A 12748-nucleotide genomic window follows, 5' to 3' on the forward strand; every position below is an offset into this window, starting at 1 on the left:
AAAATGGCAAAAAGAACTCATGCTAGTAACGAACTTTCTGAAACGTTACAAGGCGAACACGTTGTATTAAAAGGTTGGGTGCAACGCCGTCGCGATTTAGGTGGTCTAATTTTTATCGACCTACGTGACCGTACAGGTATTACACAAGTAGTATTTAGCCCAGATGTAGCAGAAGCACATGCTTTAGCTGATAAAGTACGTAGCGAATACGTAATCGAAGTTGAAGGGAAAGTTATTCTTCGTGCAGAAGATCAAATCAACCCAAATGTGCCAAACGGAAAAATCGAGGTTGAAGCAACAAGCCTAATCGTTATTAATACAGCAAAGACGCCGCCTTTCCAAATTGAAGATCGCACTGACGTTTCAGAAGATTTACGATTAAAATATCGTTATCTAGATTTACGTCGTCCAGTGATGTTTGATACGTTCAAAATGCGCTCAGACGTAACACGTACAATTCGTAACTTTTTACAAAATGAAGGTTTCTTAGAAGTAGAAACGCCAATTTTAACAAAATCAACGCCAGAAGGTGCTCGTGACTATCTAGTACCATCACGTGTACATGAGGGAGAGTTTTATGCATTACCGCAATCTCCACAACTATTTAAACAATTATTAATGGTAGCAGGTTTTGAGAAGTATTTCCAAATTGCTCGTTGTTTCCGTGACGAAGATCTACGTGCGGACCGTCAACCTGAATTTACTCAAGTGGACATTGAAACAAGCTTCTTAACACAAGAAGAAATTTTGGAAATGAATGAACGTTTAATTCAAGCTGTTATGAAAGATGTAAAAGGCATCGACATTCCTGCACCGTTCCAACGTATGAAATACCAAGAAGCGATGGATCGCTATGGCTCAGATAAACCAGATGTTCGCTTCGGTTTAGAGCTAGTAGCATTAAATGATATTTTTGATGGCTGTGATTTCAAGGTGTTTGCTGATACAGTAGCGCAAGGCAAGCAAGTGAAAAGTATTAACATCAAAGGTGCGGCTGATAAATATTCACGTAAAGATATGGACGAGCTGACAAAATTCGTTGGTATTTACGGGGCAAAAGGTCTTGCTTGGTTGAAAGTAACAGAAGAAGGTTTAAATGGACCTATCGCAAAATTCTTCGATGAAGCGTTAGCAGCTGCTTTAATTGAGCGCATGGGTGCTGAAATTGGTGATATTTTAGTATTCGTAGCTGACAAAGCGCCTATAGTGGCGGCATCTCTAGGTGCTCTTCGTACAAAATTAGGTCAAGATTTAGGCTTAATCGATGAATCTCAATTTGCCTTCTTATGGATTACAGACTGGCCATTATTTGAGTACTCTGAAGAAGATGGTCGCTATTATGCAGCCCACCATCCATTCACACGTCCATTTGACGAAGATATCGAGTTAATGGATACAAATCCTGCTGCAGTACGTGCACAAGCTTACGATATCGTGTTAAACGGTTATGAGCTTGGCGGTGGTTCACTACGTATTTATGAGCGTGATTTACAAGAAAAAATGTTTAAACTACTTGGTTTCACGGAAGAAGAAGCTCAAGCGCAATTCGGCTTCCTATTAGAAGCGTTTGAATACGGCGTTCCTCCACATGCAGGTCTTGCATTTGGTCTTGACCGTTTCGTTATGCTACTTGCAGGACGTACGAATTTACGTGATACAATTGCATTCCCGAAAACGGCAAGTGCAAGCTGCTTATTAACGGATGCGCCAAGCGAAGTATCTCCTGAGCAATTAAGCGAATTAAGCCTCGCGATTAAATCTTTTAAAAGATAAAAATAATGCGGAATACCTAGATTCTCTAACAAAAAATGTTGGGAATCTAGGTATTTTTTGTTTATTTCGAAAGAATTTGTTTTTTTGCTAGAAATCGTTTGAATTATCTGAAATATGGTGTTATGATATCTGTAATACGAATCCTGATGTGTTTGTCTAACTGCTAACTCTATTTAACAGTTTTGACCGAACACTATATCGTCGGGAGCCATCTAATTTTGTAGTGGCAAACAAGCCCCATATGGAGAGGGACGTTTAAAGCTATGAAGCGGGCACCCACCTGCAAATTGCGGGTTCAAAACGAATGTTTCATTGGCATTACGGCACTATCGGGATTCGTCCATACATAGAGTGCTAGAAGATGGATAGAGCAAAGTTGTAAATTGTGCTTGTTCTTTCTTTTACATTTACCCAACTTAAAAGAGTGCATTCGTTGATGGAAGCGAATAGCGACGTTTAAAAAGTGTTAGGTCGACATCGGAACTGACCCCAATAGGTATAGACAAATAAAAAAAGCAACTTCGATTGAAATCGGGTATAGATACCTAAACTTCAATTAGGAGGTGTTTTTTCTATGGGAACAAGAGTGAGTTATCCATATGATGTAAAAATGAAAGCGATTGAGATGCGATTAGCAGGTGTACCTATCAAACAGATTTTATTGGAATTAAATATACGCCATAAAACACAGGTGGAAACATGGATGCGCTGGTATAGAAATGGCGAAATGAATCGTTTGAAACAACCAGTAGGCAAACAATATAGCTATAATAAAGGTCCTGAATCTGACAACGAACAAAGGAGCGCTTAAAATGGCACACGTTCCATTGGATAAGTCGTTTATAGAAGTGTTTCAGGCTAACTATGCAACATGGCATGTTGACTAAATCGGCTAAATTACTATGCTCTTTAGATGTCTATAGGAATTTTTATTTATAGTTATACGACAGCATATTACTTTTGAGAATTTTCACTTGAACAATATCGTGATAAAATGTAATATAGGTTTGATTTTATCTTAGTATATAACTAGGTTTACTAATAAAAATTCAATAGATGGAGAGTGTAAGGATGTTACATCAATTTTCTCGTAACGAGCTCGCGATAGGTACTGAAGGACTCGAAAAATTAAAAAATACAACCGTAGCCATTTTAGGTGTAGGTGGCGTCGGCTCATTTGCTGCCGAGGCATGTGCTAGAAGTGGTATTGGACGCATTATTTTAGTTGATAAGGATAATGTAGATATTACAAATGTTAACCGTCAATTAGTAGCGTATCTTTCAACAGTAGGAAAATCCAAATCTGGTGTGATGAAAGAGCGAATTGCAGATATTAATCCAGAATGTGAAGTGATTGATATGCATATGTTTTACACAGAAGAAACGTATGAGCAATTTTTTGCACAAGGAATCGATTATGTTATCGACGCGAGCGATACGGTAATTTATAAAATTCACATTATGAAAGAATGCTTAAAGCGTAACATTCCTATTATTTCAAGTATGGGTGCCGCCAATAAAATGGACCCTACACGCTTTAAAATTGCTGATATTTCCAAAACACATACAGACCCATTAGCAAAAGTGATTCGTACAAAATTACGAAAAGATGGTATTCATAAAGGCGTAACCGTTGTATTCTCGGATGAAAGCCCAATTGTTGTACGTCCAGATGTCGTAGAGCATGTGGGAAAACCAGATGCAGCTATCCGCAAAGCGAAAATGCCACCATCTTCTAACGCGTTTGTACCCTCTGTTGCAGGTTTAATCGCGGCAAGTTGGGTAGTCAATAAAATTGTGGAAGACGTGAAAATTACCCGCGTGCAAGGATAAACCCCGTTTAAGCAACATGTAGTTTATATTTAGCAATTTAAAAATGCTAATTACAAGAGGAATCTGTAAAGTTTTCCATTAGGAACAGTGAGCTTACATGGGCACAGCGTGTCTGTGAATACGAGTTTGGCTGGCTTTTTCCTAAAATGGCTTGCAGATTCTTTTCTTTTACGGCATGACTATCAGTAGGAGAAATGACGTAAAATGCTCCCTTATGTTATTTATGCGGCTGATGCTCACTTTTTCTATGATACAATAGGGCTGTTAAAAAAGAGGGGGCATTCATTAATAATGGAGCAAATTTATCAAATGGAATATAGAGGCTTAAATCTATTCGATGAAATTAGCACAGTGGAATTAGCGATTGATGAGGCGAACAAGACGATACATATTTATGATGTTGGACAGGTTGTGACACCTGTTTTTAATTTTGATGTATCTGCTTATGAATTATCAGATGGTTTTTACAAAATGGCGGATATACTTCGCCACAAAAGGATTTTAACAGAACAGCAACCAGCAACGGAGCTGACGTTAAGCCAATGGTTAATTACAAATAATGTGTATTTTTATAGTCCGAAACAAAGAATAAAAAAATATGCCAACGGTTGCATTATTGAAATAATTGATCGAGACAAAGAACAATTTTTGTTTGACTACTATTTACAAAGAGTTTAATTTTACCAAAATAATTAATCTTACGTACACAAAATGCTAACAATTCACGAAATTGCCTTATTTTTTTCATGAGCTCACTTCTTCTTTTGGTTTATTGCTATAATTTGAATAATTCCAATATATATATACAAAAGGTCGCTTTGTTTGGAATGTTCAAATCTGCTTAAGGGGAGTAGAAATGGCGTTTGCCAAAACAAATGAGAACATGGGAGAGTGGAAAATGGAAATACAAGTAATTCGTGATCACTTAGATATTGTAAAGCTTCAAGAAAAAATGAATAGTATTGTATTTGACTATTTGGATACGTCTAATAATTACACAAAGGCTATGCGATCTTTAACGCCTTTATATACACAGGTTACTACGTTTTATAAGGAATACTTAGGGGCAAGAGCAGGAGAACTTCCGAAAGCCAATACATATTGGCATTTGTTTATAGATTGCAGTGCAAAGTTATGTTATTTCTTAGCTGCATCCATTTTTTATGCGTCCAATGAGCTACAAAAAACACCAGAAAAAGTAGAAAGTTTATTAACGATTGCGGCCTATTCTTTACCGAGTATTGAACAGGAAGAGAATGAGGAATTTTTAACGGCCATTTTTGCGTTGTACGGGGATGTCGTAGAAGATCATGAGAAAGTATCTGCTTTAAGAGATGAAGTGCTTGCTCAACAAGGTGACGCTAAACAGTGTTTACAACGCTTTAAATTGTTTGTAGAGAAAGAAATAGCTTAAAAAATATATTAAGAAATAACTATCTACCATTGTCGAACTTTAAAACGACAATGGTTTTTAATATTGTGAAGATGTTTAGGAAGAAGCCTGACAGGCAAACTGTAGACAAACAAAGAATGTCCTGTTGTCTACAGTTTTTCTTTTGAGAGAAGCCGATGACTGCTTTGAAGCCTTGCAGGCATGGCTTCAACAAATTTTCATAATTGTTTGATTTGTTTGAGTGCCAGGCACTAATTATGGAATGATTTAAGCTTGTTGTATATACTTGCCATCCGTTTTTCCTCTCCTGCAATAACGGGCTTATAAAACTCTGTCCCTACAAGTTCATCTGGTAAATATTGCTGGTCTACCCAGCCACCAAATGTCCCAATAGGGTTGTTATGCGGATATTGGTAGCCTACATGCCCTAAATCTTTGGCACCTTCGTAATGTGTATCGCGTAAATGTAGCGGAATCTCTCCTGTTTTACCTGCATGGATGCTTGCAATTGCAGCGTCTATTGCGGCAATTGCTGAATTTGATTTGGATGCAAGGCACATTTCAATAACAGCGCTAGCAAGTGGAATCCGTGCTTCAGGTAACCCTAGACGCTCTGCCGCCTGTACAGCTGCAAGCATATGTGCACCAACCTGAGGGTTAGCAAGACCAATATCTTCGTACGCCATAACAAGGAGTCGGCGACTTACGGCAACTAAATCACCTGTTTCAAGTAAATGTGCTAAATAATACAACGCTGCATTCGTATCACTGCCACGGACGGATTTTTGTAAAGCCGAGAGCAAGTTATAGAAATGTGAACCATTCTTATCTCCGTAGACACCAATTCGACCAATCAAATGTTCTAAAATATGGTCAGAAGCACTCGTTTGTCCGTTCACTTCATCACTTGCATAATAAAGCGACTCTAGCAAAGTTAATGCCTTGCGTGCATCTCCGTGAGCTGCAGTGGCGATTTGCTCGATTTGAGTTGCTGTCAGTACAAAATGATATTTCCCTAGTCCACGTTTGTCATCAGCAAGTGCTTTTTGAATAAGTTCTACTAAGTTAGCTGTAGTTAATTTTTTTAACTGATGAATTTCACCGCAACGCGAACGAATGGCTGGGTTAACATCATGATAGGGGTTTTCTGTTGTAGCCCCGATTAAAACGATAGAGCCATTTTCTACATGTGGTAACAAGGTATCCTGCTGTAATTTATTGAAGCGATGAATCTCATCTAAAAACAATAAGACTTTTCCTGAAATTCTCGCTTCTTGTACAATATCTTCAACGTCCTTTTTCCCAGCGCGTGTTGCATTGAGTGAAAAAAAAGGGAGTTTTGAGCTACCTGCGATGGCATTGGCTATCGATGTCTTACCTATACCTGGCTCACCGTACAGTAGCATAGAAGGAACATGTCCATTTTGAATCATTTTATATAAAGCCGTATCAGGACCGACAAAATCTTGTTGACCAACGATTTCATCAAGCGTTAATGGACGCATCCGATAAGCGAGTGGTTCGTTATGCAAAACATTATCCCCTTTCGTACGTTTGTTCTAAATTATAGTATATCATAACCTTCCAAGAGTATTTCCGAGTTCTTCAAGAGGAGATTATGATATACTGTTGGTAGTATTTTGACTAGACTAATTGAGGGTGATAAAATGAAAATTTCTACAAAGGGCCGTTACGGTCTCACGATTATGATTGAATTGGCAAAACATTATGGAGAAGGTCCAATTCCGCTTCGTAAAATTGCTGCTGAAAAAGAGCTTTCTGAAGCGTACCTAGAGCAACTTGTGTCTCCATTACGTAATTCAGGTTTGGTAAAAAGTGTACGTGGAGCGTATGGCGGTTATATGCTAGCGAATCCACCTAGTGAGATTTCAGCAGCAAACGTCATTAGTGTATTAGAAGGGCCAATCCAGCCTGTAGAAGGCATTGAAAATGAGGAAGCACCTCAACGAGAGCTATGGCTACGAATTCGTGATGCTGTAAAAAATGTATTAGATACAACGTCAATTGAAGATTTAGCACAATATACAGAGGAAAATGTCGTAGACGGCTATATGTTCTATATTTAATTTTATTAGACTAAAGCACCTCCAACGGTTTATATGCTGCCATGTTTTCGCCACTCTGCATGTTGTGCAAAGATGGACCCTTTAACATGCAGCGTTTTCGCCACTTGGGAAAAGACAGTACTTTAGTGTTTTTGGATAAAGGAGTTTTCAACATGAATGCAAACATCTATCTTGATCATGCGGCTACATCTCCGATGAATGACAAGGTAATAGACGCCATGACTTTAGCGATGCGTGATGTATATGGCAATGCATCGAGTATTCACGGAGCTGGGCGTGAGGCGCGGAAATATTTAGATCAGGCACGTGATATATTGGCACAATCCATTGGAGCAAAGCCAACGGAAATTATTTTAACAAGTGGCGGTACGGAAGCGGATAATACGGCAATTATTGGCACAGCTAATGCTCGTGCTCATGAAGGTAAGCATATTATTACAACTCAGATTGAGCATCATGCGGTGTTACATACTTGTGAGAAGTTGGAGAAAGATGGCTTTGAAGTGACCTATTTACCAGTAGATGCCAACGGGCGCATAACTGTAGAAGCGGTGCGACAAGCGCTACGTGAAGATACAATTTTAGTAACCATTATGTACGGGAATAACGAAGTGGGTTCAATTCAACCAATTGCTGAAATTGGTCAGTTGTTACGGGAACATAAAGCGACGTTCCATACGGATGCCGTACAGGCTTACGGCTTAGAAAACATTGATGTAGCTGCTTTGCAGGTTGATTTATTAAGTGTCTCAGCGCACAAAATTAATGGACCAAAAGGAATTGGTTTCCTTTATCAAAAGACAGGTACACCACTTGCAAGCTATGCATTTGGCGGTTCACAAGAGAAAAAACGTCGTGCAGGTACGGAAAATATTCCTGCTGCTATTGGCTTTGCTACAGCTGCTCAAAATGCAAGTGAGTTGCGCGAAAGTAAGCGAGCACTGTACAATCGCTTTAAACAAATTATGTTGGATGTTTTTTCACATGAAAAGTTAGTATTTCATGTCAATGGTGATCCACAAAATGTCCTGCCGCACGTATTAAATATTAGTTTTGCTAATATGGAGGTAGAGTCATTTTTAGTGAACCTAGATATGGCTGGTATTTACGCATCCAGTGGCTCTGCCTGCACAGCAGGTACAATTGATCCTTCACATGTGTTAGTAGCGATGTATGGAAAAGGGGCAGATGAGTTGCGGAACTCTATTCGCTTTAGCTTTGGCCAAGGACTAACTGAAGAAGATGTACGTCAAGCAGCAGAAAAAACAGCTACGATTGTGAAAAGATTGGCAAAATAATTTGCTGCAAAAGATAACTTTAAACCCTTATAAAGAAGCTTTTACTATAAATAAAGCCACAAAGTAAGGTTTAAATGAATTGAATAAAAGAAAAGGTGACCACAATGATCGAAACACGTGACCCATCAAAAATCCGTGTCGTCGTCGGCATGTCAGGTGGGGTAGACTCTTCCGTTGCTGCCTATTTATTAAAGCAACAAGGGTACGAAGTAATTGGTATTTTTATGAAAAACTGGGATGATACAGACGAAAATGGCGTTTGTACCGCGACAGAAGATTACGAAGATGTGATTAAAGTATGTAATCAAATCGGTATTCCTTATTATGCTGTCAATTTTGAAAAGCAATATTGGGATAAAGTCTTCACATACTTTTTAGAAGAATATAAAGCGGGACGCACACCAAACCCGGATGTAATGTGCAATAAGGAAATTAAATTTAAAGCATTCCTAGAGCATGCCATGAATCTTGGGGCAGATTACTTAGCAACAGGACATTATGCACGCATTGATCGCAGTGGTGATGGCGAGGTACGTATGCTTCGTGGTGTTGATGATAATAAGGACCAAACGTATTTCCTTAATCAATTATCACAGGAGCAACTAGCGCATGTCATGTTCCCAATTGGGGATATTGAGAAAAAAGAAGTGCGTAAAATTGCTGAAGAAGCAGGGCTTGCTACAGCTAAGAAAAAGGATTCAACAGGTATTTGCTTTATCGGAGAGCGTAATTTCAAAGAGTTTTTAAGTCAATATTTACCTGCTCAACCTGGCAAAATGGAAACGATGGATGGCGTAGTAATGGGGCAACATGATGGGTTAATGTATTATACATTAGGTCAACGTCATGGTCTTGGCATAGGTGGAGACGGTGAGCCATGGTTTGTCCTTGGGAAAGATTTAGAACGTAATGTGTTACTTGTCGGTCAAGGATTCCACCATGATGCTTTATACTCGACATCGCTAACAGCAGTGAAAATGGGCTATACTTCGACAAAAAAATTGCCCGGGAAATTTTCTTGTACTGCGAAATTCCGCTATCGTCAAACAGATACTCCTGTAGAGGTAGAAATTTTAGAAGACGGTCGTACACATATTGTGTTTGCAGAACCTGTACGTGCTATAACACCTGGACAGGCTGTTGTGTTATATGACGGTGAAGTTTGCTTAGGTGGCGGTACAATTGATGAAGTTTATAAAAACAATGAAAAACTAACATACGTTGGATAACTCGCGAAAAAGACTGCGACTCTAAACTTTAAAGTGTATCGAGCAAATAACCTTGGTGTACACGAAAGAGCGATCAGATGTGCAGTCTTTTCGCTACATAGAGGTGAAATGATTTGGATTTTAACGAGCAAGGAATACTAGCGTTCCAAGAGAAACGTTATGAGGATGCTGCACAGCTTTTTACCAAAGCAATTGAAGCAGAGCCTGAAAATGCAATTGGCTATGTGAATTTTGGGAATTTATTGGCGGTCTTAGAAGATACAGAACGAGCAGAGCGTTTTTTTCAAAAAGCAATTACTGTAGATGAAACGGCAGCTACAGCCTATTATGGTTTAGCTAATTTATATTATAATGCGGAACGCTATGCCGAAGCGTTAAAACTTTATGAGCAAGCTGTGAAGCATAAAATTGCAGGTGCGGATGTTTATTATATGATGGGCAAATGCTTTGAACGAATGGAAAATCCGAAGCTGGCTTTGCCATACTTACAACGTGCGGCAGAAATTGCACCAGAGGATACACAAATTCGCCTAGCATATGCAATTGTGCTCTGTGCATTAGAAATGTTTGTGGAAGGCAAGAAGGAGTTAGATTATTTAATCGAACAGGATTGGAATAATGCAGATGCTCATTATAACTTAGGTGTGCTGTATGCTGTATCCACTGAACAAACAGAAGATGCGATGTACCATTTAAAGCAGGCATTTACGATTCAACCAGAATATGACCAAGCGCGTTATATTTACGATATGATTGCCCAACGATTTAATTAAAGCTGGTGGGACAAAACTTGAAGATATGAAACAAAGACAAAGTTGTCAGCTATTCTTTCTTTTGCAAGAATAGAACGCTAGTTGATGGTAGCGAAGGCGGTGACTCCTGCGGCTTACTGTGCTGAGCGGAAAGCAAGACCGTAGAGGATATCAACGGTAACAAAAAAAGTGATAGATTGATCGCAGTCAATCTATCACTTTTTCTCTTTACTTGAGTCATTATTTGCTGTCTTTAACTGCACTGTCAAATGTCAGTTGTGATAAATATTTTGCTAAATACGCAATGGGTGTTGTGTCTAACAGGGACGATTCAGTATCGTTAGCCTTTAAAATATTGATTTCTTTATTGAGCCGTTCCATTTTACGATCTAATTCAGCAGCTTGTAGCGCCGCTTCTTTTAGTTCCTTACGAATATGTGCAGGCACTTCCTTATTGTATTTATAGTAAATTTTATGTTCGAGACTTGCCCAAAAATCCATTGCAATCGTTCGTATTTGAATTTCCGTATAGACCTTTTCCATTCGATCGGACATAAAAATCGGAATTTTAATAATAAGATGTAGGCTTTGGTAGCCATTCTCTTTTGGATACGTGATATAGTCTTTTACGTCCACTACTTCAATATCATTTTGTGCTTGCAACATCGCACTTACTTTATAAATATCTTCTACAAAGGAGCACGTAATACGGACGCCTGCTATATCCCGAATATGTTCGCGAATACTATCGATGGCAGGTGTCAGCTCCTTTTTCTTCATCTTTAATAAGATGCTTTTTGGTGATTTTACTCGAGTGGACACATGTTCAATGGGATTATATTCGTGCATAAGCTTAAATTCTTCTTGTAAAATATTGATTTTTGTTTCCACTTCATTTAACGCAAATTTATAAGCTAAAAAGAAGCGAGTAAGTTCTGTTTGGAGTGTTTTAATAGTTGTGGCTTCAAGTTCATTTGTCATCTTAAAAAATCCTTTCTTCCGAAAAAATTGTGTACCTTCAGTAAGATGTACTTGGACACTTATCAGTTAATTGGCTACCAACATATGTATATCTCCTTTTAAGCTTAGCAAAAAGGAGGGGAAATTAGAAATTTACACGCTACTAAAAGGTGCGATTTCTTGTTAGTATGCCCTGTTTCCACTCATTGCTGTGCAAGATGCATTTTCTTCAAAAAAAAGACAACATACTTTAAGAGAAAACACTCAAGTATGTTGTCTAGAGTTTGGGCCATTATACAATAATTTTTGCATTTAAATTGTAACGCTTATTGAATTCTTCAACAAAAATTTGTAAGTCGATATAAGTGCCAATATATGGCTCATTTTCTTGATCGCGTAGGAAACTACAAGTTGCTTTTAATGATTTTGAAAACTCAAGTAGCATTTGTTCATTATCAAGTTGAATCTGTAATGATAAGGAATCATCTATCGTGTTGACTTTAAAATATTTGCCATCAATAATGCGCTCTAAATTGGTTTCTTTAAATGGAAAAACATAATCTTTATAGATAAGTTTCACAGTATCCCGCCTTTTTTACAATAATTCACAACTTCCGTATAAGGTAAATCTCCACCGAAAATAGAAAGTGAGCTACCGATTGTGACATGTAGCTTTCCATTTGAAATGGCTCTGAATTTTTCTAAGTCCTCTAAAGAACGAACACCACCTGCATAGGTTGTTGGAATAGATGTCCAAGCTGCTAAATCTCGCACTAAGCTTTCCTGCATGCCACCTTTTTTTCCTTCAACATCCACTGCATGAATCAATAGTTCATCACAAAATTCTTCAATATAGGAAATGTTTTGTGGATTGACTTCAAAATCACTAAATTTTGTCCATTTATCTGTGACTACAAACCACTTTCCATCACGCATCCGGCAACTTAAATCGATTACAAGATGTTTTTTACCGATTAGCTTAACGAGTTGCTCTAAGCGATTGACGTCGAGTTGTCCATCATGAAAGATAAAAGATGTCACGATAACATGCGAAGCACCTGCATCTATGTACTTTTTAGCGTTTTCAGTCGTAATGCCACCTCCGACTTGTAAACCTCCTGGGTAAGCTGTTAAGGCTGCTAGTGCGGCTTGTTCATTGCCACTACCAAGCATGATAACATGCCCGCCTACTAATTGATCTTTTGCAAACATGTTGGCATAATAACTAGGCTCGTATTCTGAAATGAAGTTTTCGATAACTTCTTGATTTTCATATCCTAGCGTGCTTCCAACAATTTGTTTTACTTTGCCATCGTGTAAATCGATGCAAGGTCTAAATTCCACTAGCTTCACAATCCTTCCAAACAACAAATTCTTACTGTATATCATAGCATGCTTAGTGTTAAAATAGCCGTAATTCATC

12 protein-coding genes, 1 other RNA gene and 1 pseudogene are annotated in these 12748 nt (G+C 38.3%); 10 read left to right on the forward strand and 4 right to left on the reverse strand.

The features are described 5' to 3' along the window. The first annotated feature begins 3 nt into the window (after positions 1 to 3). The 6 genes and pseudogenes from aspS (at position 4) to C9J37_RS00460 (ending at position 5020) form a co-directional block, all read left to right on the forward strand. Complete coding sequence (gene aspS / locus C9J37_RS00435; protein ID WP_107893787.1) at positions 4 to 1773, forward strand: aspartate--tRNA ligase; 1770 nt, start codon at positions 4 to 6, stop codon at positions 1771 to 1773. Positions 1774 to 1910: 137 nt separating this feature from the next. Then, positions 1911 to 2113: non-coding RNA, 6S RNA (gene ssrS, locus C9J37_RS00440), on the forward strand. Between the two features lie 234 nt (positions 2114 to 2347). Beyond that, a pseudogene (locus C9J37_RS00445) lies at positions 2348 to 2569 on the forward strand (helix-turn-helix domain-containing protein); the annotation flags it as partial. Positions 2570 to 2844: 275 nt separating this feature from the next. Further along, a complete protein-coding gene (locus C9J37_RS00450; RefSeq protein ID WP_024363133.1) occupies positions 2845 to 3606 on the forward strand; it encodes a tRNA threonylcarbamoyladenosine dehydratase in 762 nt (253 codons plus the stop codon). Positions 3607 to 3897: 291 nt separating this feature from the next. Beyond that, positions 3898 to 4284 carry a hypothetical protein gene (locus tag C9J37_RS00455; protein ID WP_024363132.1) on the forward strand — a complete coding sequence of 129 codons (387 nt, stop codon included), beginning with the start codon at positions 3898 to 3900 and terminating at the stop codon, positions 4282 to 4284. A 178-nt stretch (positions 4285 to 4462) separates the two neighbouring features. Continuing rightward, positions 4463 to 5020, forward strand: a complete 558-nt coding sequence (locus tag C9J37_RS00460) for a hypothetical protein (protein WP_235616975.1) — start codon at positions 4463 to 4465, stop codon at positions 5018 to 5020. 230 nt (positions 5021 to 5250) lie between these two features. On the opposite strand, the gene C9J37_RS00465 is transcribed toward C9J37_RS00460, so the two are convergent. Continuing rightward, a complete protein-coding gene (locus C9J37_RS00465) occupies positions 5251 to 6531 on the reverse strand; it encodes a replication-associated recombination protein A (RefSeq protein ID WP_107893789.1) in 1281 nt (426 codons plus the stop codon). A 135-nt stretch (positions 6532 to 6666) separates the two neighbouring features. Between C9J37_RS00465 and cymR the strand changes: the two genes are divergently transcribed. The 4 genes from cymR to C9J37_RS00485 all read left to right on the forward strand — a co-directional run bounded on the left by cymR (position 6667) and on the right by C9J37_RS00485 (position 10386). Continuing rightward, positions 6667 to 7086: a cysteine metabolism transcriptional regulator CymR gene (gene cymR, locus C9J37_RS00470; RefSeq protein WP_107893790.1), complete on the forward strand. Its 420-nt coding sequence runs from the start codon at positions 6667 to 6669 to the stop codon at positions 7084 to 7086. A 152-nt stretch (positions 7087 to 7238) separates the two neighbouring features. After that, positions 7239 to 8384, forward strand: coding sequence for a cysteine desulfurase family protein (locus C9J37_RS00475; RefSeq protein ID WP_107893791.1), 1146 nt, complete (start codon positions 7239 to 7241; stop codon positions 8382 to 8384). A gap of 104 nt (positions 8385 to 8488) precedes the next feature. Beyond that, positions 8489 to 9613: a tRNA 2-thiouridine(34) synthase MnmA gene (gene mnmA, locus C9J37_RS00480; RefSeq protein WP_107893792.1), complete on the forward strand. Its 1125-nt coding sequence runs from the start codon at positions 8489 to 8491 to the stop codon at positions 9611 to 9613. 113 nt (positions 9614 to 9726) lie between these two features. Further along, complete coding sequence (locus C9J37_RS00485) at positions 9727 to 10386, forward strand: tetratricopeptide repeat protein (protein ID WP_107893793.1); 660 nt, start codon at positions 9727 to 9729, stop codon at positions 10384 to 10386. 219 nt (positions 10387 to 10605) lie between these two features. Here the strand turns inward: C9J37_RS00485 and C9J37_RS00490 are convergent, their stop codons facing one another. From C9J37_RS00490 to hisA, 3 genes are all read right to left on the reverse strand, one after another. Beyond that, entirely contained in the window at positions 10606 to 11346 is a 741-nt protein-coding gene (locus C9J37_RS00490; protein WP_107893794.1) for a GTP pyrophosphokinase, read from the reverse strand. Between the two features lie 271 nt (positions 11347 to 11617). Further along, entirely contained in the window at positions 11618 to 11905 is a 288-nt protein-coding gene (locus C9J37_RS00495) for a hypothetical protein (RefSeq protein WP_107893795.1), read from the reverse strand. After that, on the reverse strand, positions 11902 to 12669 hold the full coding sequence (hisA, locus tag C9J37_RS00500) for a phosphoribosylformimino-5-aminoimidazole carboxamide ribotide isomerase (protein WP_107894014.1): 768 nt from the start codon (positions 12667 to 12669) through the stop codon (positions 11902 to 11904). The genes C9J37_RS00495 and hisA overlap by 4 nt, the downstream gene beginning before the upstream one ends. Positions 12670 to 12748 lie beyond the last annotated feature (79 nt).

The sequence above is a fragment of the Lysinibacillus mangiferihumi genome, from assembly GCF_003049665.1.
In the GTDB taxonomy this organism is placed as follows: Bacteria; Bacillota; Bacilli; order Bacillales_A; family Planococcaceae; genus Lysinibacillus; species Lysinibacillus mangiferihumi.